This window comes from Nonomuraea sp. NPDC048882 (assembly GCF_040649755.1).
Taxonomy (GTDB): Bacteria; Actinomycetota; Actinomycetes; order Streptosporangiales; family Streptosporangiaceae; genus Nonomuraea; species Nonomuraea maheshkhaliensis.
This window is the reverse complement of the sequence record NZ_JBEZGB010000006.1, coordinates 549,256-575,515: the sequence shown is the minus strand read 5'-3', so window position 1 is coordinate 575,515 and position 26,260 is coordinate 549,256. Positions and strand designations below refer to the sequence as shown.

Sequence of the window (26,260 nt, the reverse complement as noted above, 5' to 3'; positions counted from 1 at the left end):
AAACTGGCCATATGCCCCCGAAACGGTGCACTTCCGGTGCACGTCCCGCCCTGAAGAAGTGAGATCACCGTCACATAGTGGAAGAACCACGACCCGATGACCTGGTCAGGTCAAGCTTCGGGCTAGGCTTCACTGGCGGAAACGCCCGGCACGCATCCCCGAGCGTAGGAGCTCGCCGTGAAAGGGCAAGGCACGATGCCAAGGAGCGGCGAAGCGGACGCGACCGTCAGTGCCGTTGCCCGGGCCGCCGAACATCAGTCGCAATGGAAGAGGACGGACCCTCGTGGACCTGTTCGAACATCAAGCGAAGGAGCTCTTCGCTGACTACGGCATCCCGGTGCCACGTGGCATCGTCGCCCACACCGTGGAGGAGGTACGGTCGGCGGCCACGGAGCTGACCGGCCGCGTTGTCGTCAAGGCCCAGGTCAAGACCGGCGGCCGCGGCAAGGCCGGCGGCGTGAAGGTGGCCGACGACGCCGCCGACGCCGTCACCAAGGCCGAGGCCATCCTCGGCATGGACATCAAGGGCCACACGGTCCACAAGGTCCTCGTGGAGGAGGCCAGCGCGATCGCGGAGGAGTACTACTTCTCCTTCCTGCTCGACCGCGCGAACCGTACCTTCCTCGCCATCTGCTCCGCCGCGGGCGGCATGGACATCGAAGAGGTCGCCCACACCTCGCCGGAGAAGGTCGCCAAGGTGCCGGTCTCGGCGCTGACCGGCGTCGACCGGGCGAAGGCCCGCGAGATCGCGGCGGCCGGCGGCCTGCCGGAGAAGTCGCTCGACGGCGCGGCCGAGCTCATCGAGAAGCTCTGGTGCTGCTTCGTCGACGAGGACGCCACGCTGGTCGAGGTCAACCCGATGATCCTGTCCGCCGACGGCCAGGTGAAGGCCCTCGACGGCAAGGTCACGCTCGACGAGAACGCCGCGTTCCGCCAGCCCGACCACGAGGCGCTGGCCGACAAGGCCGCCGAGGACCCGCTCGAGGCCAAGGCCAAGGAGAAGGACCTCAACTACGTCAAGCTCGACGGCGACGTCGGCATCATCGGCAACGGCGCGGGCCTGGTCATGTCCACCCTCGACGTGGTGGCCTACGCCGGCGAGGCGTTCCCCGGCAAGCCGTCCCCCGCCAACTTCCTCGACATCGGCGGCGGCGCCTCGGCCGAGGTCATGGCCGCGGGCCTGGAGATCATCCTCTCCGACCCGAGCGTCAAGTCGATCTTCGTGAACGTCTTCGGCGGCATCACCGCCTGCGACGCCGTCGCCAACGGCATCGTCTCGGCGTTCAAGCTGCTGGAAAGCCGCGGCGAGGCCGTCACCCACCCGCTGGTGGTCCGCCTCGACGGCAACAACGCCCAGCTCGGGCGGCAGATCCTGGCCGACGCCGCGCTCCCGCGCGTCGAGCTGGTTGACACGATGGACGAGGCGGCCAAGCGTGCCGCCGAGCTCGCTGCGGTAGGTGCGTGACCCATGGCCATCTGGTTGACTGAGAACAGCAAGATCATCGTTCAGGGCATGACCGGCGGCGAGGGCACCAAGCACACCCGCCGCATGCTCGCCTCCGGTGCCCGCGTCGTCGGCGGCGTCAACGCGCGCAAGGCCGGCACCACGCACGAGGGCCTGCCCGTGTTCGGCACGGTCAAGGAGGCCATCGCGCAGACCGGCGCCGACGTGTCGGTCGTCTTCGTGCCGCCGGCGTTCACCAAGGACGCGGTCATCGAGGCCATCGACGCCGAGATCCCGCTTGTCGTGGTGATCACCGAGGGCGTGCCGGTGCACGACTCCACGGCTTTCTGGGCGTACGCCGTCGAAAAGGGCAACAAGACCCGCATCATCGGTCCCAACTGCCCGGGCATCGCCTCTCCCGGCGCCTCCAACGCCGGCATCATCCCCGCCGACATCACCACCGCCGGCCGCATCGGCCTGGTCTCGAAGTCCGGCACGCTCACGTACCAGCTCATGTACGAGCTGCGTGACTTCGGCTTCTCGACCGCCGTCGGCATCGGTGGCGACCCGGTGATCGGCACCACCCACATCGACGCCCTCCAGGCCTTCCAGGAGGACCCGGGCACCGATGCCATCGTGATGATCGGCGAGATCGGCGGCGACGCGGAAGAGCGGGCCGCGGCCTACATCGAGGAGCACGTCACCAAGCCGGTCGTCGCCTACGTCGCGGGCTTCACCGCCCCCGAGGGCAAGACGATGGGCCACGCGGGCGCCATCGTGTCCGGCTCGGCCGGCACCGCGCAGGCCAAGAAGGAAGCGCTGGAGAAGGTCGGCGTCCGCGTCGGCAAGACTCCGTCCGAGACGGCTCGCCTCATGCGCGAGATCATGCAGGCGCGCTGACGGGTTTCCGTCCGTTCGCACCGTTTTTCGCCAGGGCCCTGCTCGATGCGGGGCCCTTCGCGTTGCCTCACCGTCCGACGGAACACGCCGTACGGCCTCAGAGCCCGTGCGGAGGCGCACAAAGTGGGCGGCGGGCGGCGCGTCAACCAAGCTTCGGTCGGGAAAGCTTGAGAAAATCGCCTACTGTGACGGCGATTCTCGACCAGCTGCGTACCGCCCCCCGGTCGGTGCTCGGCAAGCTCCCCGGGGTCTCGAGCGACGACGACGAGACACGGCGGCCGCTGCCGGTGTCGGGAATGCTGGCCGCCGCCTGCACCCTCGGCGTCGGCCTGGCCGCACTGACCACGCTCACCCTGGTCGGCTGGATCGCCGCGCCACGCGGCGCGCTGGGCGCCGGCCTGCCGGGTGTGTTCAGAACGGCGGCGCAGCTCTGGCTGGCCGCCCACCACGCCGGGTTCGCGATCCCCGGCGGGCGCGTCGGGCTGCTGCCGCTCGGGCTGATGATCCTGCCCGCCATGCTGCTCTACCGCGCGGGCCGCTGGATGGCGAATGACGCCGACCTGCGCCTGCGGCTGCCCGCCCGGCTGCCCAAGAACAGCCCGAAGGAGCAGGCGGGAGCCCGCCGCCGGGCCCAGCTCGTGCTGGTGATGCAGGCCGGGGTGTCGCTGGCGGCCCCGTACGCGCTGCTCGCCGGACTGATCGCGCTCGTCGCGGGCAACGAGATCACCCAGCCCTTCATCGGCGAGGCGCTGCTCAGCCACTTCGTGCTGGCGTTCCTGTGCGGCGCGCTGGCCACCGCGCGCATGATCGGGCCGTGGCGGGTGATGCTGCGGCTGCTGCCAGAACGGGTGCGGGCGCTGACCGTCGGCACGGCGCTCGCCACGGCGGTGCTGCTCGTGGCCGGGCTGGCGCTGGTGCTGGTCGCGGTCGTGCTGAACTTCGGGCAGGTCAAGGAGCTGTCCGACGTGCTCGCGCCCGGGTTCGTCGGCGGGGTGCTGCTGGCCCTGGTCCAGCTCCTCTACCTGCTCAACGCCGTCATCTGGGCCTTCTCCTACATCGCCGGGCCCGGCTTCGCGATCGGCGCCGAGACCCTGGTCGCGCCGACGGGCGTGCAACTCGGCACCGTGCCGAGCCTGCCGCTGCTGGGGGCGCTGCCGGAGAGCGGGCCCGTGCCGGCGTGGATGATGGCGGTGATCGCGCTGCCGTTCGCGGCCGGGGCCGTGGCGGGCGTGATGGTGGCCAGGATCGCGCCCTCGCCGTCGTACGAGGCGGCGCCGCTGTGGGGGTTCATCAGCGGGGTGTCCACCGGGCTGGTGGCCGGGGTGCTGGCGGCGCTGTCCGGCGGGCCCATCGGCGGCGGACGGCTGGCCACGGTCGGGCCCTCGCCCTGGGAGGTGGCGCTGTCGGTCGCGATCGAGGTCGGGGTGGCGGCCGGCATCTCGGCGGGCGTGACCAACCTGCTGCTGATCAACAAACGTGCCAGGACCCCGCTCGACAAGGCGGCCGCCCCCGTACGCAAGGCCGGCGCCGCCATCGCCAAGGCGGCCAGCAGGGTCGGGCTGGCCGAGTCCGACCCGCGCCCGCTGCCCGGCCACTGGATGGACGCCACCGAGGCCGACACCCAGGAGATCCCGGTCATCAGGGACGACTGGCAGGACGAGCACGCGTCCGCCGAGGCCGAGACCCTGGCCCAGGCCCGGCCCCGCCCGCCGGAGCCCGAGCCCGCCGCCCGCCCGCCCCGCAAGGACATCGTGGACGAGTCGGACGACCGGGGCGGCCACGTCATCTACGTCGACCCCTACGCCTGGGACCGCGACTGACGCGGCGACGTGTCTCAGTCCGCCGGGACCGCCCGCCGGTAGCGGTCGGCCAGGGCGCGGATCTCGGCGACGAGTTCGGGCGGCTCGGTGACCTCGAAGGGGGCGCCGAGCATGCCGAGGTAGGAGGCCAGCAGTTGCGGCGTGTCCGAGCCGACCTCGGCCACGCAGGCGTCGTCGCCCAGGGGTTCCACCCGGACGCCGGACGGCAGCCGGTCGCGTACGTGCTGGGCCGGCGCGCGGACCGTCACCCGCGCCCGGCACTGCCAGGTCGCGGTGGCCAGACCGGTGGTGACATGGCCGACCAGGTCGCCGCCGGGGTCCTCGCGCGGGGTGAAGCGGGGGCCGTTCGGCGTCCGCAGCCGCATCCGGTCCACCCGGAACGTGCGCCAGTCGGACTTCGCGACGTCCCATCCGACCAGGTACCAGCGGCCCCGGCTGTGCGCGAGCCGGTGCGGCTCGACCTCGCGGCGGGTGGCCGATCCGTCGTGGGCGGCGTAGTCGAAGCGCAGCCGCTCGTGGTCGCGCGTGGCCGCCGCGATGGCGGTGAGCGTCTCGGCGTCCACGTGGGAGCCCGCGTACGGCAGCGGGACGAGCGAGGCACGCAGGCCGTTGACCCGGTGCCGAAGCCGTGACGGCAGCAGCTGCTCCAGCTTGGTCAGCGCACGCAGCGCCGCCTCCTCGATGCCGGTGACCGCGCCCTGCGTGGCGCCCACCCGCAGCCCGACCACGACGGCGACAGCCTCGTCGTCATCGAGCAGCAGGGGTGGCAGCTGCGCGCCGGGTCCGAGCCGGTATCCGCCGGTGACGCCCCTGATCCCGTGCACCGGATAGCCGAGGCCGCGCAGGCGTTCGACGTCGTTGCGCACGGTGCGCCCGGTGACGCCGAGCCGCTCGGCCAGCTCGGGCCCGCTCCAGTCGCGCGGCGTCTGCAACAAGGAGAGCAGCCGCAGCAGTCGTTGTGCTGTGTCCGACATATTTGCCAGTCTGCCCTGATACAGGAACGGCTGGTTCCTGTATCGATCCTACATTTCCGGTATGACGAACAACACGGACATCCGCCCGTTCCACATCGACATCCCCCAGGCCGAGCTGGACGACCTGCGCGACCGCCTCACCCGCGCCCGCTGGCCCCGGCAGCTCCACGGCGCCGGCTGGGAGCGCGGCGTTCCCGTGGACCACCTCAAGGACCTGGCGGACCACTGGGCGAACGGCTTCGACTGGCGCGCGCAGGAGAAGACGCTGAACGAATACCCGCAGTTCATGACCACGATCGACGGCCAGGACCTGCACTTCCTGCACGTCCGCTCACCCGAGCCGGACGCGCTGCCGCTGATCCTCTCCCACGGCTGGCCGGGCTCGTTCGCGGACTTCCTGGACGTCATCGGGCCGCTGACCGACCCCCGCGCGCACGGCGGTGACCCGGCGGACGCGTTCCACGTCGTGATCCCGTCGCTGCCCGGCTTCGGCTTCTCCAACCCGGTGCGGGAGCCGGGCTGGGGCAACCTGTTCCGGGTGGCCGCCGCGTTCGCGGAGCTGATGACCCGGCTCGGGTACGAGCGGTTCGCCGCGCAGGGCGGCGACGTCGGGGGCGGCGTGACCATGCTGCTGCCCATGGTCGCCCCCGGCCGGGTGGTCGCCACTCACATCAACGGTCCTTCGCCGTACCCGTTCGGGCCGTCCATCGAGCTGGACGGACTGTCCGGCGCGGACCGGGATCGCGCCGAGCGCTTCAACGCCTTCCGCGAGGACGGTCTCGGCTACCTGCACCTGCAGTCCACCCGCCCGCAGACGCTGGGCTACTCGCTGAACGACTCGCCGATCGGGCAGTTGGCGTGGATCGTGGAGAAGTTCAAGGAATGGACGGATCCCGCCGCCGAACTGCCGGAGGACGCGGTGGATCGTGACCGGCTGCTCACCGAGGTGAGTCTGTACTGGTTCACCGGGTCAGGGGCATCCTCGGCCGGCGTTCTTTACGAAGGCATGCGCGCCTACCGAGAGATGGCCGCCTCCTCGTCGCACGACGACGACCAGTCCGGTGCCGAGCAGGCCGGGTGGCCGTCCGTGCCGATGCCGCCGCAGGGGATCGCGGTGTTCGCGGCGGACATGACGATCCGCGCCCTCGCCGACCCGGCGAACACCGTCGGCCACTGGTCGGAGTTCGACCGGGGCGGCCACTTCCCGGCGCTGGAGACGCCCGACCTGCTGGTCGGCGACCTGCGCACGTTCTTCCGCACCGTGCGCTGATCCCGGTGGCAGGCGACGCTCGACGCGGCGAGCAGTCGCCGTCGGGCGCCGGCGGAACGACAGGCGGCGCGAGGGGACGCGCCGCCTACGGCTGCATGGCGCCGAGCATCTCCAGGACGTCGGGCGGAAGCTTGCGCTGGGCCGCCTCCCTGAACTGGGCGAAGCACTCGCCCTGCGACGACACCGTGCCCGCGCCCTTCAGGCACTCCTGATAGGCGGAGTATTCGTCCATCAGGTAGAGCTGCATGCCCGCGGCCATGGCCGACAGCGCCAGCGCGATGGAGGAGACCGTGATGCCGCCCACCGCCACGCCCGTCGGCTTGCCCTCGGCCCTCAGCAGCGGCAGCGCCCGGACCCCGGCCATCAGCGCGAACAGCGCCATGACCAGACCCGCGAGCGGCAACATGAACGTCATGGCCAGCGCTGCGATGGACAACCAAATCGCTCGGCGGCCCGCTGCGTCAGCGGGCTGCTGGCCTGCCGGTGCCTTCACCGGTGTCGACACCTGACCTCCTCTGCGTCGCCGGGCGAGGAACAGATACCCTGTGACCCCCACCCTGTTTCCTCTTTGGAGTATGTGTGTCTAAGGCTGGGCGGCTCGTCGTCCTCGTCTCCGGCTCTGGAACCAACCTACAGGCCCTGCTGGACGCTTCTGCCGACCCGTCGTACGGCGCTCGCGTGGTAGCGGTCGGCGCCGACAGGGAGGGCATCGAAGGGCTGACCAGAGCATCGAGGTCAGGCGTCCCGACATTTGTCGAAAAAGTGGGCGATTATGCGACGCGGGCGGACTGGGATGCCGCCATCGCGGCCCGAATCGCGGCGTACGAGCCGGACCTCGTCATCTCGGCGGGGTTCATGAAGATTCTGGGCCCGCCCACGCTCGACGCCTTCCCCGTGCTGAACACCCACCCGGCGCTGCTGCCGTCGTTCCCCGGAGCCCATGGCGTCCGCGACGCGCTCGCCCACGGGGTCAAGGTGACCGGATGCACGGTGATGCTGGCCGACGCGGGCGTCGACACGGGGCCGATCGTGGCGCAGGAGGCGGTGTCCGTGCTCCCCGACGACGATGAGAAGGTCCTGCACGAGCGCATCAAGACGGTCGAGCGCCGGCTGCTCGTCGAGATCGTCGGCCGGATGGCTCGCGAGGGCTGGACGGTCAGCGGACGTAGCGTCCGAATCGGCAACCACACAGGAGGGGAATCCACGTGACTCGCATCGCCATCCGGCGCGCGTTGATCGCTGTTTACGACAAGTCCGGGCTTGAGGAGCTGGCCAGAGCCCTCGACGGCGCCGGGGTGGAGATCGTCTCGACCGGCGGCACGGCGGCCGCCATCTCGTCCTACGGGATCCCGGTGACGAAGGTGGAGCAGCTCACCGGCTTCCCCGAGTGCCTGGACGGGCGGGTCAAGACGCTGCACCCGCGCGTGCACGCCGGGCTGCTGGCCGACGTCACCAAGCCGCACCACGTGGCCCAGCTGGAGGAGCTGGAGATCGACCCGTTCCAGCTGGTCGTGGTCAACCTCTACCCCTTCCAGGAGACCGTCGCCTCGGGCGCCTCCGCCGAGGAGTGCGTCGAGCAGATCGACATCGGCGGCCCTGCCATGATCAGGGGCGCGGCGAAGAACCACAGCACCTGCGCGGTCGTGGTCGACCCCGCCTTCTACGGCGACGTGCTCGACGCGGTGAGCGAGGGCGGCTTCACGCTGACCGAGCGCAGGCGGCTGGCGGGCATCGCGTACGCGCACACGGCCTCCTACGACGTGGCCGTGGCGAACTGGTTCGCGGGGTCGTACGCGGGCGAGGACGAGTTTCCCGCCTTCGCCGGTTCGGCGTACCAGCGCAAGGCCACCCTCCGCTACGGCGAGAACCCGCACCAGCGCGCGGCCCTCTACACCGGCGGCGCGGCGGGCGAGGGCGGGCTGGCCAACGCCGAGCAGTTGCACGGTAAGGAGATGTCCTACAACAACTACCTCGACGCCGACGCCGCCTGGCGCGCGGCGTGGGACTTCGCCGAGCCGTGCGTGGCCATCATCAAGCACCAGAACCCGTGCGGCATCGCGATCGGCGCCGACGTGGCCGAGGCGCACCGCAAGGCGCACGCGTGCGACCCGGTGTCGGCGTACGGCGGCGTGATCGCCGTCAACCGGACGGTCACGGAGGAGCTGGCCAGGCAGATCTTCGACGTGTTCACCGAGGTCGTGGTGGCTCCGGCGTACGACGCGCAGGCTCTTGAGGTGCTGCGCGGCAAGAAGAGCCTGCGCCTGCTGCTGTGCCCGGAGGGGCCTGCCGAGCCGACCGAGTTCCGCAAGATCAGCGGCGGCCTGCTCGTGCAGACGGTCGACCGGGTCGACGCGCCCGGCGACGTGGCCGCCCAGTGGGAGCTCAAGGCGGGCTCGCCCGCCACGCCCGAGCTGCTGGCGGACCTGGAGTTCGCCTGGCGGGCCAGTCGCTCGGTGAAGTCCAACGCCATCCTGCTGGCCAGCGGCGGGGCGACCGTCGGGGTGGGCATGGGCCAGGTCAACCGGGTCGACTCGTGCCGTCTGGCGGTCACCAGGGCGGGGGAGCGGGTTTCTGGGTCGGTGGCGGCTTCCGACGCGTTCTTCCCGTTCCCTGACGGGCTGGAGGTGCTGACGGAGGCCGGCGTACGCGCGATCGTGGAGCCTGGTGGCTCGATCCGGGACGAGCAGGTCATCGAGGCGGCCCAGAAGGCCGGCATCACCCTCTACTTCACCGGAACCCGCCACTTCTTCCACTGATCACGTGCGATCGGCGCCGATCGTTCCTGGAGAGGGCTGACCGGCGCCACGCCCTTGAGCGCTGAACGTTCCTGCAGAGGGCCGATCATCGCCTCAAGGGTTGATCATGCCCCAAGGGTTGATCATCGTCTCAGGGCCTGATCGCCGCCCAAGTGGCTGATCGTCACCGTTAAGTGCTGATCACTGCGATAAGGGCGACATGTGCCGATCATGTCGCCCTTATCCCATTTTGCCGCAAGCACTCATCGCATCCGGTTACTCTGAACCTCTCCCCGTTGCCGTCACTCGGAGTACCCCTATGGCGCTCGACGCGATCCTGCAGGCATTCGTCACCCTGAACGGCCTGTCCACCAGCCCCTTCGTGCTCGTGGCACTCGCCTTCGTCGGTGCTTACCTCGGCAGCCGCGCCGTGGAGCTCATTCCTTACACCCGCCGCATCATCGAGCGCCGCGAGGCCCAGGCCGCCGCCGCCGAACGCGACGCCTGACCCTTTCCGAGTCCAGCGCACGCCCGCAGGTGCAGGCCCATGCCCTCAGGTCCTGGCGTGCGCCCTCAGGTCGGGCCCGGTTCCTGCGGGCGGGTTGCCGGAATGGGTGCCGCGTCTCGTGGGCCGGATGGACGCGGTCAGCTCGTGGGTGGTGGGTGCCAGGCCAGGTGAGCCGCGCCGGCCAGGCTGGCGCGTACGCCCAAAGTGCTCTGCCTGACCTGGACCGCCTTGACGAAGGGCAGGCCGGCGACGTCGTCGAGAGCCTGCTCCAGCGGTTCGAAGAGCACCTTGCCCGCGGCCGAGACGCCGCCGCCGATGACCACCGCGTTGATCTCGACGGCGGCCGCGGTGGAGGCGATCATGCCGGCCAGTGCCCGGGCGCCGCGTTCGAAGGCGGCCACCGCGATGGGGTCGCCCGCCGCGGCGTCCTGCGCGAGCGCCCGCGCGTCCGCTTTCGCGGGGGTGCCGTGGGGAGCCTGGGCGGTGGCGCCGGAGTCGGCGCCAGTGATGCCCGGGCCGGTGCCGCTGGGGCCCGAAGCGGTGCCGGGGCCGGCACCGGCAGTGCGGGAGGCGGTGCCGTTGGAGCCCGAAGCGCTGCCGGGGGTCCAGCCGTTTTCCAGGGCCCAGCGGGTCATGTTGGGGCCGCTGGAGTAGCGCTCGACGCAGCCGCGGCCGCCGCATTCGCAGCGCTCGCCGTACGGGTCGATGCTCATGTGGCCGACATGTCCGGCGTTTCCGGTGGGGCCCAGCAGCGGGACGCCGTCGATCACCAGGCCGCCGCCGATGCCGGTCGACACGACGACGCCCAGCAGCGAGGCGCAGTCGCGGCCGGCGCCCAGCCAGTGTTCCCCGAGGGCGAAGCACTGCGCGTCGCCCGCCAGCACGGTGGGCAGGCCGGTCAGCTCGCGTACCTCACGACGCAGCGGGAACCCGCGCCAGCTCGGCATGTTGACCGGGCTGACGGTGCCGGCGGCGAGGTCGACCGGGCCCGCGCAGCCGATGCCGGCGGCCAGAGGCGGGGGACCGTCGTCCATCACCTCCTTGATGAGGGCGGTCAGAGCGGACATCACGTCGGAACGCGGCGTCGGCCGGGTGTCGGAACGCAGGATGGAGCCCGCCTCGTCCACCAGTGCGGCGGCGAGCTTGGTCCCTCCGATGTCGATGGCGAGTACGCAGGTCATCGGTTTCCGCGCTGGTCGTCGGGCCGGCGGGAATCGCCAGGGTGCTCCAGGCCGGGCACGGGTCTCGATTTCCCGGCGCGCGGATCATCCAGCCGGTGAGCCGGGATCACGCATCGTGTGGCACGCGGGAAGTCCATCTGGTCCGGGCCTTGCGGGAAGCCGGGCCGTTGCGTGGCTCGCGGGAAGGCCGTCCGTCGTGTGGCGCGCGGGCCGGACGTCCGTCGCGCTCTCGGCCGGAGACGGTGGGCGGGGCCGCTCGGTTCGCGGGGGTGGGCGACGGGCTCCGTGTCGAGGTGTGGGATGGCGCTCTCCCGGGTCGTGAGGGTGGGGGCAGGTGGTTGCTGGGGCATGCGTAACTTTAGGCCCTTCCAAGATCAATGACAACGATGTCAGCATGGGGCTGTGGATAACTCGGGGTGGACTGCCTGGCCTCTGTGGATAACTGGGCGATGGTGGGTGTTGTGCGGCTTCCGTACGGCACGATGCCCCGCCGGTGCGGAGGAGCGGGAGCGGCATGGAAGGATTGCGGCATGAGCGCAGTGAAACTCGATGGCAAGGCCACCGCCGCCAAGATCAAGGAAGACCTCAAGAGGCGGGTCGCCGCGCTCAAGGAACGCGGCATCACCCCGGGCCTGGGCACCGTGCTCGTGGGCGACGACCCCGGCAGCCAGATCTACGTGGCCGGCAAGCACCGTGACTGCGCCGAGGTGGGCATCGCCTCCCTTCGCGTCGACCTGCCCGCCACCGCCGCCCAGGCCGACGTCGAGGCGGCCATCGACGAGCTCAACGCCTCGCCCGCGTGCACCGGCTACATCGTGCAGCTGCCACTGCCCAAGCACCTCGACACGATGGCCCTGCTTGAGCGCATCGACCCGGCGAAGGACGCCGACGGCCTGCACCCGGTCAACCTGGGCCGGCTCGTCCACATGGTCGACGCGCCGCTGCCCTGCACCCCGCACGGCATCGTGCTGCTCCTCCAGGAATACGGCGTGCCGATCAAGGGCGCGGAGGTGGTCGTGGTGGGCCGGGGCATCACCGTGGGGCGTTCGCTGGGGCTGCTGCTGACCCGCCGCAGCGAAAACGCCACCGTGACCCTCTGCCACACCGGCACCCAAGACCTGGCCGCTCACGTGCGCCGCGCCGACATCGTGGTCGCGGCGGCCGGCGTGCCCGAGCTCATCAAGCGCGACATGATCAAGCCGGGGGCGGCGGTGCTCGACGTCGGGGTCTCCCGCGTGGACGGCAAGATCGCCGGTGACGTGGCGCTCGACGTCGAGGAGGTGGCCGGCCACCTCACGCCCAACCCGGGCGGCGTCGGGCCGATGACCCGCGCCCTGCTCCTGTCCAACGTGGTCGAGGCCGCAGAAAACCGCCTCTGACACCCGGGCTGCCATGGCGTTCCGGCGAGCGGGCGCGGCTCAGGGGAGCCGGTCATGAGCGGGTGGCGGAGGTGAGGGAGGACAGGTCGGTCTCGATCTTGGTGGCTGTGGCCAGCAGGGGCGGTAACAGGTCGCGCCGGGCCGCCTGCAAGCTCGTCCGCGTGGCGTGCGTCGACACGTTCACCGCGGCCACCGTCCGCCCCGCTCGATCGCGAATGGGCGCCGCGATCGAGCGCAGCCCCTCCTCCAGCTCCTGGTCCACCATCGCCCACCCGCGCCCCCGCACCTCGTCCAGCTCGGTCCGCAGCGCCGCGGGCAGGACGATGGTGTGGGAGGTGAGACGCCGCAGCTCGGCCCGCCCCAGGTAGGTGTCCAGCGCCTCCGGCGGCAGCGCGGCCAGCAGCACCCGGCCCATCGAGGTGCAGTACGCGGGAAACCGGGTGCCGATGCTGATCGTGACCCGCATGATCCGGGCCGTGGCCACCCGCGCCACGTACACCACGTCCTCCCCGTCGAGCACCGCCACCGAGGCGGATTCGCCCACCTCGGCGGCCAGCCGTTCGAGGTGCGGGTCGGCCACCTCGGGCAGCGACAGGCTGGACAGGTAGGCGTAGCCCAGCTCCAGCACCCGCGGCGTGAGCGCGAACAGCCGCCCGTCGCTGCGCACGTACCCGAGGTCGGTGAGCGTGAGCAGGAACCTTCTGGCCGCGGCCCTGCTGAGCCCGGTCGCGCGGGCGACCTGGCTGAGCGTCAGCTCAGGCTCCGCGGCGCTGAACGCCCGGATCACCGCGAGGCCGCGCGCCAGCGACTGCACGTGATCGACCATGCTGATCCCCCTTGACAGGAGCCGGCAGGAGCGTAGGTTCCGCGATACGGGGCTGTTCGGTCAGAGAATACATGTGCGCATCGCGAACAAGTAGGAGCTCATCATGACGTTCCTGGACCCCAAGGTCTGGACGGGCTCGATCTTCGACGGAAGCTGGACGGTCTCGCGCGCCGGTGACGCGCCCGTGGTCGAGCCCGCGACGGGCGAAGAACTCGGCCGCGCGGGAACGGCGGGCGCCGAGGACGTGGCCGCCGCCGCCCTGCGCGCCAGGCAGGAGCAGCGGGCGTGGGCCGCGACGCCGTACGAGGAGCGGGCCGCGCTGCTGCGGCGCGCCGGGCGGCTGTTCGAGGAGCACGCGCAGGAGATCCAGGACTGGATCGTGCGCGAGTCCGGCGGCGTGCCGGGCAAGGCGGGCTTCGAGACGCACGTGGCTGCGCAGGAGTGCTACGAGGCGGCGGCGCTGGCCTCGCAGCCGCTCGGCGAGGTGCTGCCCACCTCACGCAAGCGGCTCAGCTTCGCGCGCCGGGTGCCGGTCGGCGTCGTGGGGGTGATCGCCCCGTTCAACTTCCCGCTGATCCTCGGCATCAGGTCGGTCGCCCCGGCCCTGGCGCTCGGGAACGCGGTCGTCTTCAAGCCGGACCAGCGCACCGCCGTCTGCGGCGGGTACGCCATCGCCCGCGTCTTCGAGGAGGCCGGACTGCCCCCTGGCCTGCTGCACGTGCTGCCCGGCGGCGCCGAGGCCGGGCAGGCCGTGGTGGCCGACCCGAACATCCCGGTGATCTCGTTCACCGGCTCCACGGCGGCGGGCCGCAAGGTCGGCGAGGCGGGAGCGCGCCTGCTCAAGCGGGTGCACCTGGAGCTGGGCGGCAACTCCGCTCTGGTGATCTTCGACGACGCCGACCTCGGCCTGGCGGCGTCGGCGGGCGCGTGGGCGACGTTCTTCCACCAGGGCCAGATCTGCATGACCTCGGGACGGCACCTCGTGCACGAGGCCGTGGCGGAGGAGTACGTGGAACGCCTGGCCGCCAAGGCCGACGGCCTGCCCGTCGGCGACCCGGCCACGGGACAGGTCGCGCTCGGCCCGCTCATCGACGCCCACCAGCGCGACCGGGTGCACCGGCTGGTCACCGAGAGCGTGGCGGCCGGGGCCCGGCTGGCCACGGGAGGGACGTTCGAGGGGCTGTTCTACCGGCCCACGGTGCTGGCGGAGGTGCCGGTCGCGGCGCCCGCGTACGCGGAGGAGGTGTTCGGGCCGGTGGCGCCGGTGACCACGTTCTCCACCCTGGAGGAGGCGGCGGCCCTGGCGGCCGACTCGGAGTACGGCCTGTCGCTCGGCATCCTGACCAGGGACGTGATGAAGGGCATGGCCCTAGCGGACCTGGTGCCGACGGGCATCGTGCACATCAACGACCAGACGGTGGACGACGAGGCGGTGGCTCCCTTCGGCGGGGTGGGGGCGTCGGGGACGGGGAGCAGGTTCGGCGGGACGGGGGCCAACGTGGACGCCTTCACCGAGACGCAGTGGGTCACGATGCAGGGCGACATCGCGGCCTACCCGTTCTGATCAGCACGATCCGCCAGGGGTCACCGGTTGTCACCGGTTGCGGTAGCGGTCGGTGGCCTCCCTGGTCGCGCGGATGGCGGCGTCGGCCGTCTCGTAGCGCCGCTGCGCCAGCCCCACGAAGATGCAGTCCACGATCAGCAGCTGGCTGATCCGGCTGGCCAGCGCCCCGGGCCTGAAGGCGGTCTCTCGCCCCGCGGACACCAGCGTGTGATCGGCCAGCTCGGCCAGCGTGGAGCGCGGGTTGTTGGTGATCCCCACGATCAGCGCGCCCGCCTCGGCCGCGGTCCTAGCCGGCACCAGCACGTCGGGGGTCTCGCCGCTGCAGCTGATCGCCACCGCCACGTCGCCGTCGTGCAGCAGCGCCGCGCTGGTCAGCGCTAGGTGGGCGTCGCTGAACGGATGGCTGGACAGGCCGATGCGCAGCAGCTTCTGCGACATGTCGGTGGCCACCAGCCCCGAGGCCGCCACGCCGTACACGTCCACCCGCCGCGCCTCGGAGATCGCCTTCACCACCTCCCCGAGCCGGTCGGGGTCGAGCTGGGCGGCGGTGTCGGCCAGCGCCTCCGACTCCGCCCGCGCGACCTTGGCGATCACGTCCGTGAGCGGGTCGTCGGGCGCGAGGTCGCCGGGCACCAGCCGTTCCGGCTCCTTGGCCACGGCGGCGGCCAGCGCGAAGCGCATCTGCGAGTACCCGGCGAAGCCGAGCGCCCGCGCCGTGCGCACGATGGTCGCCTCGCTCGTTCCCGACACCGCGCTGAACTCGGTGATCGTGCTGCGCACGACCAGCCCGGGATCGTCGAGGATGAGGCGGGCGATCGACTGCGCGGCCGGGGTCAGCGAGGGCAGCACGGCGCGTACGGCCGCGACGGGGTTCGCGGGCTCGGTGCTCAACGCAGCAGCCATTCCGCGGCGGCCTGCGCCGAGACCCGGGAGATGCCGTGCGTGGCGACGTGGGTCGCGCCCTCGGGGGCGGCGGCGATGCCGGTGTCCACCACGATCGCGCCGGGCCGCAGCGCGAGGGCCTTGGCCACGGTGTCGCGCACCCAGGCGTGCCGGGCCGCGTCGTGCGCCACCAGCACCACCGGCCGCTCGTCGAACGCGGGCAGCTCGCCCTCCTGCTCCATCTGCACTCGTTCGGTGCCGGGCAGCAGGGACGTCAGCGCGGCGGTGATGCCGGTCGGCGTGGCGGGGTCCACGGCCTTGCTGAAGCGGGTGTTGATCTCGACGACCAGGGGGCCGCGGTCGAGCGTGGCGCTGCCCTGGGTGGTCAGCGCCGCGCGGGCGGCACGCAGGCCCACACCCTCGTCGACGTCGTCGTGGACCTCCTGGCGCAGCGCGGACTGGGCGGCGTACCAGCCGGCCAGGGCGCGGACCCGCTCGGCCGCCTGGGCCAGCCGCTCCTCGGGGAGCGTGCCGTTCCTTACCGCCGTGACGATCGCGTCGCGGATCTCGTGCAGGCTGTCCTCGGTCGACAGTCCCACGCAGATGGCGTCCACGCCCGCGCCGAGCGCCCGCACCGCGATCTCGCCGGGGCCGAACATGGCGGCCACCGCCCGCATCTCGATCGCGTCGGTGACGAGCATCCCGTCGAAGCCGAGCTCGCCCCTCAGGAGCTCGGTCATGGCGGTACGGCTCAGCGTCGCCGGCAGCGACGGATCGAGCGCGGGGATGAGCAGGTGGCCGGACATGATCGAACGCACCCCGGCGTCGATCGCGGCCCGGAACGGCGGCAGGTCGCGCTCGGCGAGCACCTCGCGCGAGGCGTGCACGGTCGGCAGAGCCAGATGGGAGTCGGTGATCGTGTCGCCATGGCCGGGGAAGTGCTTGGCGCACGCGGCCACGCCCGCGCCCTGGACGCCGTTGACGTAGGCGACCGTGTGCCGGGCGACCAGCTCCGGCGTCGGCCCGAACGAGCGCACGCCGATCACGGGGTTGGCCGGGTTGGCGTTCACGTCGGCGGAGGGCGCGTAGTTGAGGGTGATGTCGAGATCTGCGAGCATCCTGCCGATCTGGCGGCCCACCCGCTCGGTCAGCTTCACGTCGTCCACCACGCCGAGGGCCCGGTTTCCGGGGAAGGAGCTGCCGGCCATGACCTCAAGCCGGGTGACCGCGCCGCCCTCCTCGTCTATGGAGACGACGGTGTCGGGGTTCTCGGCGCGGAAATCCCTGATCAGCCGGTCGTCGATGGCGTTGCGGGCGAACAGCACCACGCCGCCCAGACCCTCGCCCAGCGCCCGGCGGAGCCAGTCGGGGGCGGAGGTTCCCTCGTACCCCGGATGCAGCACCGTCATCGCCAGTCTGTACAGGTCACCGCTCATCGGCATTTTCCTTCACAGTTGTTGATCTGAAGGTAATTTTCTGTCATCGTCGCCTTCGATACAACCACTTCCGAGAGGCCACCCCCCATGCCCAGCAGAAGAACTCTCCTGAAGGGTCTCGCCCTCGCCGCCGCCGCCTCGGCCGTTCCGCTGCCCGCCTTCGCGGAAGCGGGCTACGTTCCGCCGTTACGGCAGATGCGCGGCATGTGGATCGCGTCCGTGGTCAACATCAACTGGCCGTCGAAGCCCGGCCTCAGCGCCGACGAGCAGAAGGCCGAATATCTCGCCTGGCTGGACGTGGCCGTACAGCGCAAGCTCAACTCGGTGTTCGTGCAGATCAGGCCGACCGCCGACGCGTTCTGGCCGTCACCGTACGAGCCGTGGTCGCAGTATCTGACCGGCACCCAGGGGCAGGACCCCGGCTACGACCCGCTCGCCTTCGCCGTGGCCGAGACGCACAAGCGCGGCCTGGCCTTCCACGCCTGGTTCAACCCGTACCGCGTGTCGATGCAGGCCGACCCGGCCAAGCTGCACCCCGACCACCCCGGCCGCAAGAATCCCGACTGGATCCTGCCGTTCGGCGGCAAGCTCTACTACAACCCGGGCATGCCCGAGGTGCGCAAGTTCTGCCAGGACGCGATGCTCGACGCGGTCACCCGCTACGACATCGACGGCCTGCACTTCGACGACTACTTCTACCCGACCAGCACCACCGACTTCGACGACGCCGAGGAGTTCGCCAAGTACGGCGCCGGCTTCCCCGATCTGGCCGCCTGGCGGCGCAACAACGTCGATCTCATGGTCCAGGAGATGCAGCAGCGCGTGCGCGCGGCCAAGCCCGAGATCGCCTGGGGCATCAGCCCGTCGGGCATCTGGCGGAACAAGGCCACCGACCCGCTCGGCTCCGAGACCAACGGCGGGCAGTCCTACGACAACCTGCACGCCGACACCCGCGGCTGGGTCAAGAAGGGCTGGCTGGACTACATCGCGCCGCAGCTCTACTGGTACATCGGGCAGCCGCCGGCCGACTACTCCAAGCTGGTGCCGTGGTGGTCGGACGTGGCGAGCGGCACGAAGACGCTGCTGTGGATCGGGCAGGCGGCGTACAAGGCGGGCGATCCCGCCCAGGCGGCCGAGTGGCAGGCGCCGGACGAGCTGTCCAGGCACCTGACGCTCAACCGCGCGCACCCCGAGATCGGCGGCGACATCTGGTACAACGCCAACGACGTCAAGGTCGACCGGCTCGCCTCCATCTCCACCGCGGTCGGCGACCACTACCAGCGGCCCGCGCTCGCGCCCGTCCTGCCCAGGCTGGCCAGGGGAGAGGCGCCCAGGCGGCCGGTGCTGGCCTACGCGCTGCGCCGCCACGGCGGCGGGGTCGAGATTCGGGCGGTGGCGACGGGCAGGGACGAGCCGTTCCTGTACGCCGTCTTCCGCTTCGACCGGCCCGCGGGCAGCAGGGCGTTCGACGACGCCCGCGACCTGGTCGCCGTCGTGCCCGGTGACCGGCAGTTGCGCTGGACCGACCCCGAGGGCAGGCGCGGCCACCACTACTACGTGGTCGCGGTGGACCGGGCCAACAGGACCAGCAAGCCGAGCAACGGCTTCAGGGTCATCTGACCGATCGGTTCGCGTGCACCCCGACCCGATCCGCGAACCGGTCTGAGGGAACGCTGCGCCCGCTCGCGTCGCCGGTCAGGTGCCGACCGGCGACGAGCCCGGCGGGCGTCCTCCAGGGACGCTCGCCGGCGCTCGTGAACGTGCCCGCGGGCACGGTGGACGCTCAGGTTCCGATGCTGCCGGAACCCCTCGCCGAAGCCCCGGTCGCGATCCGGTCCCTAAGAAGCCCTGCGCCCGGCGGCCGACGGCTGCTCGGTCGAAGCTCCCGACGACCTCTGCGGCGGAACCACGGGGGTCGGACGCACCAGACCGAGCGCGACGACCTCATTGGCCAGTCGAGTGCGCCGGTTGGTGCCTTCGGGAATCCTGAACTTCTGGTAGAGCCGCAGCAGATGCTGTTTCACCGCGGCTTCGGTCACGACCAGGTCGTCGGCGATCTCACGTGCCGTCGCCGGAGCGACGAACGCCTCGTCGGACAGCGCCGGCCGGCAGAGCGAGGTCAGCACGTCGACCTCACGCCTGGTCAGCTCGGGCGCGGCCGCTCTGCGCAGCTCGACCTCAGGGGTGAAGTCCTCTCGGGGGACTCCACCGATGCGACCCCGGGCCGCGCCGAAGGAGACGACGTCGCCGTCGTCAAGGACCCTCCGGGCGATCGGCCTGCCATTCACCCGCGTGCCGTTCCTGGACAGCCCCAGGTCCACGACATACAGGTAGGGTCCTCGTCTGACGAACTCGGCATGGAGTCGAGACACGCTGGGATCGGTGAGCCGGATGTCGACACCGCGGCCCCTCCCCACAGTCGTGATCTCGGGGCGCAACGGGACCACCTCGCCAGTGTCCTCGATGCGTATGAACGGCCCCTCCACGGCAGTTCCTCCCCAGGTAGCCCGCCGTAACTATTACTACAGCTCCGGCTTACCCAAACGAGGGGATGCGGAATCTCCTTTGCCGAAAGGAGAATCCCACGTGAAATTGGTCTGGACCTCTGCAGTCGGTTTTGCCTGCTCACGGGTAGACTTCGGGCGGAGATAAGCGGAGGAAACACTCATGGCGGACAAGCCCACGAAAGGTCTGGCCGATGTCGTAGCGGCGTCCACCGCGCTGAGCGACATCGACGGAAAGGCCGGCCGGCTCTTCTACCGTGGATACGACATCCACGACCTGGCCGGCCGCGCGACGTTCGAGGAGACCGCACACCTGCTCCAGCGTGGCAAGCTGCCCACCCGAGCCGAGCTCGACGCGTACAGCGCGGAGCTGGCGAGCGGCCGGGAGCTGGGCGCCCTGGTGTCCGCGAACATCGCCGAAATCGCCGAGAAACAGAAACCCATGGAGGCGTTGCGCTCGCTGGTCTCCCTGTCGGCCGCCGACGATCCCGACAAGGACGACATCTCCCCTGAGGCGAACCTGCGCAAGGCCGCACGCCTGGTGGCCCAGCAACCCCTGCTCGTCGCCCGCTACCACGCCGCCCGTACGGGAACGGAGGCCCCCGAGGCCGACCCGTCGCTGAGCATCGCCGCGAACTTCCTGCTCCAGGTCACCGGCCGCACCCCGGGCCCGCGCGAGGTCGAGATCTTCGACGAGTGCCTGGTCCTGCACGCCGACCACACGATGAACGCCTCCACGTTCGCCGCCCGCGTCTGCGCCGCGACCCTGTCGGACATGCACTCCGCCATCGTCGCCGCCATCGGCACCCTCAAGGGCCCGCTGCACGGCGGGGCGAACGAGCAGGTCATGAAGACGCTGGAGTCGCTGTCGCCCGGAGGCGTGGCCCAGGCCGTACGCGACAAGCTCGCCGCCGGCGAGAAGATCATGGGCTTCGGGCACCGCGTCTACAGGACCGAGGACCCCCGCGCCACGCACCTGCGCCGGATGTCGGCCGAACTGGCCGAGTCGACCGGGGACGACACCTACTACCGGATGTCGAAGGAGATGGAGGAGGTCGTCCTGGAGACGAAGGGCCTCTATCCGAACGTCGACTTCTTCGCCGCCTCGGTCTATCACTACCTCGGCATACCGACCGACCTGTTCACTCCGGTATTCTCCATCAGCCGCATGTCGGGGTGGACGGCTCATGTCATCGAGCAGCACGCCGACAATCGGTTGATCCGCCCTGACAGCGAGTACATCGGTGAGACGGACCAGAAGTGGAAGCCGATAGAAGAGCGATGAGCAGCGGGCAGGACAGCGCGGGAACGCCGACGCCGCCCCGCCGCGAGCATGACCCTGAGCAGGTGTGTTGAGCCAGAACGGGACCGAACGCGAAAGCTGGGGGCCGTACCCGCTGATCCTGGCGGGTGCGGCTGTCGGCGTGCTGGTGATCTTCGTCGCGAATCCGCGCTGGGGCGGGTTCGCGCTGGGCGCCGTCATCATGGTCGCCGCCGCGCTGCGCTTCGCCGGCTACGGCGGGCAGCTCGCGCTGCGGAGCAGGAAGGTCGACGTCATCACGCTGTCCGTCTTTGGATTCGTGCTGGTGCTGACCTCACTCCTGCTTTACAACAACGAGCTCAAGGCGCTCATCCAGTCCCTTTTCGCCCCGTGACCGGACGGTCCGATAGCCTCAACGCATCCATTCATTGAAGGGGAACCATTCGCATGCCCAAGATCAAGGTGGAGAATCCCGTCGTCGAGCTTGACGGCGACGAGATGACCCGGATCATCTGGCAGTTCATCAAGGACCAGCTGATCCTTCCCTACCTCGACGTTGACCTGAAGTACTACGACCTCGGTATCGAACACCGGGACGCGACGGACGACCAGGTCACCATCGACGCCGCGAACGCCATCAAGAAGTACGGCGTCGGTGTGAAGTGCGCCACCATCACCCCGGACGAGGCGCGCGTCGAGGAGTTCGGCCTCAAGAAGATGTGGCGATCCCCCAACGGGACCATCCGCAACATCCTCGGCGGCGTCATCTTCCGCGAGCCGATCATCATGTCGAACGTGCCGCGGCTCGTCCCCGGCTGGACCAAGCCGATCGTCGTCGGCCGTCACGCCTTCGGCGACCAGTACCGCGCCACCGACCTGAAGATCCCCGGTGAGGGCACGCTGACCCTGACGTACACGCCGAAGGACGGCTCCGAGCCGATCGAGCTCGACGTGTACGACTTCCCCGGCTCCGGCGTCGCGATGGCGATGTACAACCTGGACGAGTCGATCCGCGACTTCGCCCGCGCCTCCATGCGCTACGGCCTCAACCGCGGCTACCCGGTCTACCTCTCCACGAAGAACACGATCCTGAAGGCGTACGACGGCCGCTTCAAGGACATCTTCGCCGAGGTCTTCGAGTCCGAGTTCAAGGACGAGTTCGACAAGGCCGGCCTCACCTACGAGCACCGCCTCATCGACGACATGGTCGCGGCGGCGCTGAAGTGGGAGGGCGGTTACGTCTGGGCCGCCAAGAACTACGACGGCGACGTGCAGTCCGACACGGTCGCGCAGGGCTTCGGCTCGCTCGGCCTGATGACCTCGGTCCTGATGACCCCCGACGGCCAGACCGTCGAGGCCGAGGCCGCCCACGGCACCGTGACCCGCCACTACCGCCAGCACCAGCAGGGCAAGCCCACCTCCACCAACCCGATCGCCTCGATCTTCGCATGGACGCGTGGCCTGGCCCACCGCGGCAAGCTCGACAACACCCCCGCGGTGACCGAGTTCGCCGACAAGCTGGAGCAGGTCTGCGTCGAGACCGTCGAGAGCGGTCAGATGACCAAGGACCTGGCGCTCCTGGTCGGCGGCGACGCCAAGTGGCTCACCACCCAGGACTTCCTGGCGGCCCTGGACGAGAACCTCAAGAAGAAGATGTCCGCCTGAATGCCGAAAACGGCCTCCACCTGCAGTTGTGCTGCACGGTAGGGGCCGTTTCGCATTTTTCTGCCGCTGCTGACCTATATGCTCCTGCGCCATGTCAACATCATCTTCGTCGCTCGACATGGCCTTCGCCCTGGTGCGGGAGGGCCGGTTGGTCGACGCCGAGCAGGTCATGGTGCGCGAACTCCAGGACGTCACGCGCACGTACGGCGCCGGCAGCCCCGAGTGGGCGTCGGTGCAGTGTGATCTCGGTAACGTCCTGCTCAACTCGGACCAGCCGGCCAGAGCGGTCGATTGTTACCGGGCCGCCTGTTCCGGTCCGATGCCTGATGATCCGGAGGCGCACAAGGACCGCCTGACGTACCGGATGAACCTCGGCATGGTGCTCGGCAGGTTGGGGCGCCTCGACGAGGCGGAGACGGAACTGCGCGCCAACGCGCAGGAGCGGCTCGCCTTCTACGGCCGCGAGCACCCGGGTTACGCGTTCGGTCTTGAGCCGCTGGCGGATGTGCAGCTCAGGCGCGGCGACCTGCGCGCGGCCCGCGAGAGCGTGGAGGAGGCGATCCAGAACTTCTGGCGCGGCGGTCACGAGCGGCTCGCCACCGCGCTGGCGCTGCGGGCCACGATCGTGACGACCGCCGGCGGCGACGAGCCCGCCTTCGTCACGCTGGAGCAGCTGCCGGACGAGGTCGTCGAGAACGTGGCGCTGGCCGTGCTCAACCGGACCGGCGAGCATCCGGAGACCGACGGCGCCGTGCTGTCCCTGCTGGCCGAGGCCATGGAAGCCCGCCTGGGCCCGGACCACCAGGCGACGCTCAACGCGCTCTCCCAACTGGCCAACCACGGCCGGGACGACCACGGCGTGGACCGCGTCGCGGCGATCAGGAAGGTGCTCGCCTCCTACCACCGGCAGGGCATGCGTGAGGAGGCGCTCATGGCCGAGCTCGGCCTGGCGATGGCGCAGAGCGATGCCGGTGACCTCGACGGCGCGCTCCGCACGTATGCCGAGGCTCTGGTCCGGGCGCAGAGCCTGGGCCGGGCCGATCTGGTCTCCCAGGTGTTACGGAACTGGGGGCTGGCGCTGTCTGAGGCGGAGCTGCCGGACGAGGCGGAGCGGTGCCTGCGCGAGGCGCTGTCCGCCGCGCAGGACAGCGGCGACCCGGAGACGCTGGGGCGCGTACGCATCGCGCTCGGCCTGTTCCTCCAGCACCAGGAGCGGCTGGAGGAGGCCCGTCCGATCGTGGAGGCCGGGCTGAGCACGCTCGACGTGGCGCATCCCGACGCGCTCGTGGGGCGCGGCCACCTGGGGGCCATCATGGAGGGCCGCTCGTGTGGCTGCGGCGACATGCCCGAGGTGATCGCCGCGGCGTTCAGGGAGTTCGTCCTCGGCAGGCTGCCGCAGGACCTGCTCGCCGACCTCGACGTGACCGTCAAGGAGGGCGACTTCGCGGTCAACGTGCACCTGCGCAGGGAGCCGGCCGAGGACGAGCTGGAGGAGCTCGACCGGGTGATGCAGGCCGCCACCGCCGAGTTCCGCCGGCGCGTCGCCGAGAGGTGACGTGACGCCGGGGAAGGGCGCCCCGGGCCTTTTCCCATGTCTTGACGCTACGGCAGGCGTGCCGTAGTTGATCAGTTGGGTATGAGGCACCTCACAACAGTCGTGCGCGTCTCGGGGGGTTCGGATGCGACTGCGTATTTTGAGTGGGCTAGGGGTGCTCGCGGCCGCCGCAATCCTGACGGGGTGCGACTCGGAGCCGGAGACCGCCAAGCTGCCCGACACCAAGGCACAGGCCGCGGCCAAGCTCAAGGCCGGCAAGGCAGCCAAGGTGAAGGCCGCCGCGGCGGTCAGGGCGAACGAGCTGGGGCAGATCCCGGTGCTGATGTGGCACCGCATCGTGCCGAAGCCGCAGACCACGGACGACCGGTCGCCGGCGCAGTTCAGGGCGGATCTGGAGCGGCTGGTCAGAGAGGACTACGTGCCGATCACCGCCGCCGAGCTGGCGGCCGGGAAGATCGACATCCCGGCGGGCAAGCACCCCGTGGTGCTGACGTTCGACGACTCCTCGCCCTCCCAGCTCACCCTGAACGAGATGGGCGAGCCGCAGAAGGACACCGCGGTCGCGATCCTACGGGAGGTGGCCGCCAAGCATCCGGGCTGGAAGCCGAAGGCGACGTTCTACGTGACGCGCGACATGTTCGGCAAGACCGTGCGTGAGGAGCAGGCCCAGGCGCTGCTCTGGCTCAAGGACAACGGCTTCGACATCGGCAACCACACGCGCGACCACCTCAACCTGCGCGGACGCTCGAAGCAGGAGGTCGAGGAGCAGATCGGGACGATCGGCAAGACGATCAGCTCGCTGGCCTACCTGAACCCGACCACGATCGCGCTGCCCTACGGCAACCAGCCGAGCAAGAAGGAATGGGCGCTGAAGGGCAAGCAGTACCACCACCAGGGCGCGTTCCTGGCCGGGTACACGCCGGCGCCGGCGCCGTTCAGCAAGTCGTACGACGCGGCGGGCATCCCGCGGATCAAGGCCATGGAGAAGAAGGGCGACTGCGCCCAGTTCTGCTCGGAGGCCTGGCTCGACTGGCTCAAGAAGAACCCGGACATGCGCTACACCTCCGACGGTGACGTGAGCACGGTGGCCTATCCGAAGTACAAGGCGCCGTACCTGCGCAAGTCGTTCACCACCTGGAGCCTGCCCTACTGACCGGGATCAGGATCTGGTGGTGAACGTCACGCCCGCGCGGTGCAGGCGCTCGATGAGGGGCCGGCCCATGGCGGAGGCCGTCGTGAGCTGGCCCGCCCGCGCGGGCACGTCGTCGAAGGCGAGGCAGAGGGCCGACTCGGCGAACATCTTGGCCGTCTCGTCGTAGCCGGGGTCGCCGCCCGCCACCTGCGTGATCACGCGTTCGCCGCCGCCCTCGCCCAGGAACGTGACCTTGAACCAGCTCCTGGCCCGCCGCTCGGCCGAAGGGCCCTCGCCGGGCTTCAGGCGGGCCTGGACGCGGTCGCGTACCGGCGGGACCTGGGCGAGCGCGGCGAACGCGCTCGCGCCCGCCACCGTGGCCACGGCGGCGGGCAGGGTCCTGACCGCGTAGTGCTGCCGGTAGGTGAAGTCGGGGCCGTAGCGGTCGAGCAGCCGGGCGGAGTAGCCGACGATGAGCGGATCGATGGTCGGCATCGGCAGCGCCCAGCCGCCGACGTAGCGCAGGCCGCCCGGCAGGGCGCTCACCCGGCGGCCCGGTGGCCTGGGCTCGGCGGCGCGGCGCAGGGCGCCCGCCCGCGCGGCCTGACCGGCCCGGCCGAGCACGGACAGGGCGCTGGCCAGCGTGCCGCCCGACGGCCGCCCGTTGCCGCGCAGGAAGCCGCTGACCTTGAGCGGGACGCCCTCGGGGAGCAGGCCGACGGTGTGCAGGACACCGAGGTCGTACGGGATCGAGTCGAAGCCGCAGGCGTGCACGAGCTTCGCGCCGCTCATGACCGCCCGCTCGTGGTGGCGCACGTACATGCGGTCCACGAACTCCGATTCGCCCGTGAGGTCCAGATAGTGCGTGCCGGCGTCGGCGCAGGCGGCGACGAGCGGCTCGCCGTGCACGACGTACGGGCCGACCGTGCTCGCCACGACGCGCGTCCGCCGGGCGAGCTCCGCCAGCGAGGCCGGGTCGGTGGCGTCGGCGCGCAGGATGGGCGCGTCGATCCCGAGCCGCTCCAGCTTGGCCGGGTCACGCCCGGCCAGCGCCCACCGGGCGCCCGGCGGGGCGGCCCGCGCGAGGTAGCGGGCGGTCAGCTCGCCGGTGAATCCGCTCGCGCCGAAGAGCACGATGTCGTACGGGCGCTCGTCCATGATCCCGAGGCTGGTCGAGAAGCGGGCCGGACGCAAGGGCTTGCTTACCCATGCTTGCGGAATCGC

The 26,260-nt window shown here is 70.8% G+C and carries 23 protein-coding genes; 15 read left to right on the top strand and 8 right to left on the bottom strand.

Translation table 11 applies throughout. The features are described 5' to 3' along the window. The first annotated feature begins 283 nt into the window (after window positions 1–283). The 3 genes from sucC (at window position 284) to AB0C27_RS24480 (ending at window position 4,164) form a co-directional block, all read left to right on the top strand. Window positions 284–1,465 carry an ADP-forming succinate--CoA ligase subunit beta gene (gene sucC, locus AB0C27_RS24490; protein ID WP_357847772.1) on the top strand — a complete coding sequence of 394 codons (1,182 nt, stop codon included), beginning with the start codon at window positions 284–286 and terminating at the stop codon, window positions 1,463–1,465. Between the two features lie 3 nt (window positions 1,466–1,468). Further along, entirely contained in the window at window positions 1,469–2,344 is an 876-nt protein-coding gene (gene sucD, locus AB0C27_RS24485) for a succinate--CoA ligase subunit alpha (protein ID WP_346110586.1), read from the top strand. 185 nt (window positions 2,345–2,529) lie between these two features. Next, complete coding sequence (locus AB0C27_RS24480) at window positions 2,530–4,164, top strand: DUF6350 family protein (protein WP_357847770.1); 1,635 nt, start codon at window positions 2,530–2,532, stop codon at window positions 4,162–4,164. A gap of 14 nt (window positions 4,165–4,178) precedes the next feature. On the opposite strand, the gene AB0C27_RS24475 is transcribed toward AB0C27_RS24480, so the two are convergent. Beyond that, a complete protein-coding gene (locus AB0C27_RS24475; RefSeq protein ID WP_357847768.1) occupies window positions 4,179–5,138 on the bottom strand; it encodes a YafY family protein in 960 nt (319 codons plus the stop codon). 61 nt (window positions 5,139–5,199) lie between these two features. Here AB0C27_RS24475 and AB0C27_RS24470 point away from each other — a divergent pair, with 61 nt between their 5' ends. Next, a complete protein-coding gene (locus tag AB0C27_RS24470; RefSeq protein WP_357847766.1) occupies window positions 5,200–6,408 on the top strand; it encodes an epoxide hydrolase family protein in 1,209 nt (402 codons plus the stop codon). Between the two features lie 85 nt (window positions 6,409–6,493). Here the strand turns inward: AB0C27_RS24470 and AB0C27_RS24465 are convergent, their stop codons facing one another. Further along, a complete protein-coding gene (locus AB0C27_RS24465) occupies window positions 6,494–6,844 on the bottom strand; it encodes a hypothetical protein (protein WP_357847764.1) in 351 nt (116 codons plus the stop codon). Between the two features lie 143 nt (window positions 6,845–6,987). On the opposite strand from AB0C27_RS24465, the gene purN reads away from it, so the two are divergent. The 3 genes from purN to AB0C27_RS24450 all read left to right on the top strand — a co-directional run bounded on the left by purN (window position 6,988) and on the right by AB0C27_RS24450 (window position 9,651). Further along, window positions 6,988–7,617 carry a phosphoribosylglycinamide formyltransferase gene (gene purN / locus AB0C27_RS24460; protein WP_357847762.1) on the top strand — a complete coding sequence of 210 codons (630 nt, stop codon included), beginning with the start codon at window positions 6,988–6,990 and terminating at the stop codon, window positions 7,615–7,617. Further along, on the top strand, window positions 7,614–9,164 hold the full coding sequence (gene purH / locus AB0C27_RS24455) for a bifunctional phosphoribosylaminoimidazolecarboxamide formyltransferase/IMP cyclohydrolase (RefSeq protein WP_357847760.1): 1,551 nt from the start codon (window positions 7,614–7,616) through the stop codon (window positions 9,162–9,164). Before purN ends, purH begins: the two co-directional genes overlap by 4 nt. A 298-nt stretch (window positions 9,165–9,462) precedes the next feature. Then, a complete protein-coding gene (locus AB0C27_RS24450; protein ID WP_346110577.1) occupies window positions 9,463–9,651 on the top strand; it encodes a hypothetical protein in 189 nt (62 codons plus the stop codon). Between the two features lie 137 nt (window positions 9,652–9,788). On the opposite strand, the gene AB0C27_RS24445 is transcribed toward AB0C27_RS24450, so the two are convergent. Further along, the gene (locus AB0C27_RS24445) at window positions 9,789–10,832 is read right to left on the bottom strand and encodes an ROK family protein (RefSeq protein WP_357847757.1); all 1,044 of its coding nucleotides are present in this window, start codon (window positions 10,830–10,832) and stop codon (window positions 9,789–9,791) included. Window positions 10,833–11,362: 530 nt separating this feature from the next. Here AB0C27_RS24445 and AB0C27_RS24440 point away from each other — a divergent pair. Continuing rightward, entirely contained in the window at window positions 11,363–12,211 is an 849-nt protein-coding gene (locus AB0C27_RS24440; RefSeq protein ID WP_346110575.1) for a bifunctional methylenetetrahydrofolate dehydrogenase/methenyltetrahydrofolate cyclohydrolase, read from the top strand. A gap of 52 nt (window positions 12,212–12,263) precedes the next feature. Here the strand turns inward: AB0C27_RS24440 and AB0C27_RS24435 are convergent, their stop codons facing one another. Beyond that, complete coding sequence (locus AB0C27_RS24435; protein WP_357847755.1) at window positions 12,264–13,037, bottom strand: IclR family transcriptional regulator C-terminal domain-containing protein; 774 nt, start codon at window positions 13,035–13,037, stop codon at window positions 12,264–12,266. A 103-nt stretch (window positions 13,038–13,140) separates the two neighbouring features. Here AB0C27_RS24435 and AB0C27_RS24430 point away from each other — a divergent pair, with 103 nt between their 5' ends. Beyond that, window positions 13,141–14,601 (top strand): benzaldehyde dehydrogenase, encoded by a 1,461-nt coding sequence (locus tag AB0C27_RS24430; RefSeq protein WP_357847753.1) that lies wholly within the window; start codon window positions 13,141–13,143, stop codon window positions 14,599–14,601. Window positions 14,602–14,631: 30 nt separating this feature from the next. Here the strand turns inward: AB0C27_RS24430 and AB0C27_RS24425 are convergent, their stop codons facing one another. Both AB0C27_RS24425 and AB0C27_RS24420 read right to left on the bottom strand, forming a co-directional pair. Then, window positions 14,632–15,492 (bottom strand): MurR/RpiR family transcriptional regulator, encoded by an 861-nt coding sequence (locus AB0C27_RS24425; RefSeq protein ID WP_357847751.1) that lies wholly within the window; start codon window positions 15,490–15,492, stop codon window positions 14,632–14,634. Continuing rightward, window positions 15,489–16,919 carry a glycoside hydrolase family 3 N-terminal domain-containing protein gene (locus tag AB0C27_RS24420; RefSeq protein ID WP_357847749.1) on the bottom strand — a complete coding sequence of 477 codons (1,431 nt, stop codon included), beginning with the start codon at window positions 16,917–16,919 and terminating at the stop codon, window positions 15,489–15,491. The genes AB0C27_RS24425 and AB0C27_RS24420 overlap by 4 nt, the downstream gene beginning before the upstream one ends. 87 nt (window positions 16,920–17,006) lie before the next feature. On the opposite strand from AB0C27_RS24420, the gene AB0C27_RS24415 reads away from it, so the two are divergent. Then, the gene (locus tag AB0C27_RS24415; RefSeq protein WP_357847747.1) at window positions 17,007–18,539 is read left to right on the top strand and encodes a family 10 glycosylhydrolase; all 1,533 of its coding nucleotides are present in this window, start codon (window positions 17,007–17,009) and stop codon (window positions 18,537–18,539) included. A gap of 218 nt (window positions 18,540–18,757) precedes the next feature. Here the strand turns inward: AB0C27_RS24415 and AB0C27_RS24410 are convergent, their stop codons facing one another. Then, window positions 18,758–19,405 carry an FHA domain-containing protein gene (locus AB0C27_RS24410; RefSeq protein ID WP_106236302.1) on the bottom strand — a complete coding sequence of 216 codons (648 nt, stop codon included), beginning with the start codon at window positions 19,403–19,405 and terminating at the stop codon, window positions 18,758–18,760. A 181-nt stretch (window positions 19,406–19,586) separates the two neighbouring features. Here AB0C27_RS24410 and AB0C27_RS24405 point away from each other — a divergent pair, with 181 nt between their 5' ends. The 5 genes from AB0C27_RS24405 (at window position 19,587) to AB0C27_RS24385 (ending at window position 25,057) form a co-directional block, all read left to right on the top strand. Beyond that, a complete protein-coding gene (locus tag AB0C27_RS24405; protein WP_357847744.1) occupies window positions 19,587–20,708 on the top strand; it encodes a citrate/2-methylcitrate synthase in 1,122 nt (373 codons plus the stop codon). Window positions 20,709–20,775: 67 nt separating this feature from the next. Beyond that, a complete protein-coding gene (locus tag AB0C27_RS24400) occupies window positions 20,776–21,078 on the top strand; it encodes a DUF3017 domain-containing protein (protein ID WP_357847742.1) in 303 nt (100 codons plus the stop codon). Window positions 21,079–21,131: 53 nt separating this feature from the next. Then, window positions 21,132–22,349 carry an NADP-dependent isocitrate dehydrogenase gene (locus AB0C27_RS24395; RefSeq protein WP_357847740.1) on the top strand — a complete coding sequence of 406 codons (1,218 nt, stop codon included), beginning with the start codon at window positions 21,132–21,134 and terminating at the stop codon, window positions 22,347–22,349. A 91-nt stretch (window positions 22,350–22,440) separates the two neighbouring features. Continuing rightward, entirely contained in the window at window positions 22,441–23,904 is a 1,464-nt protein-coding gene (locus AB0C27_RS24390; protein WP_357847738.1) for a tetratricopeptide repeat protein, read from the top strand. Between the two features lie 124 nt (window positions 23,905–24,028). Further along, complete coding sequence (locus AB0C27_RS24385; RefSeq protein ID WP_357847737.1) at window positions 24,029–25,057, top strand: polysaccharide deacetylase family protein; 1,029 nt, start codon at window positions 24,029–24,031, stop codon at window positions 25,055–25,057. 6 nt (window positions 25,058–25,063) lie between these two features. On the opposite strand, the gene AB0C27_RS24380 is transcribed toward AB0C27_RS24385, so the two are convergent. Next, the gene (locus AB0C27_RS24380; protein ID WP_357847735.1) at window positions 25,064–26,194 is read right to left on the bottom strand and encodes a saccharopine dehydrogenase NADP-binding domain-containing protein; all 1,131 of its coding nucleotides are present in this window, start codon (window positions 26,192–26,194) and stop codon (window positions 25,064–25,066) included. Window positions 26,195–26,260 lie beyond the last annotated feature (66 nt).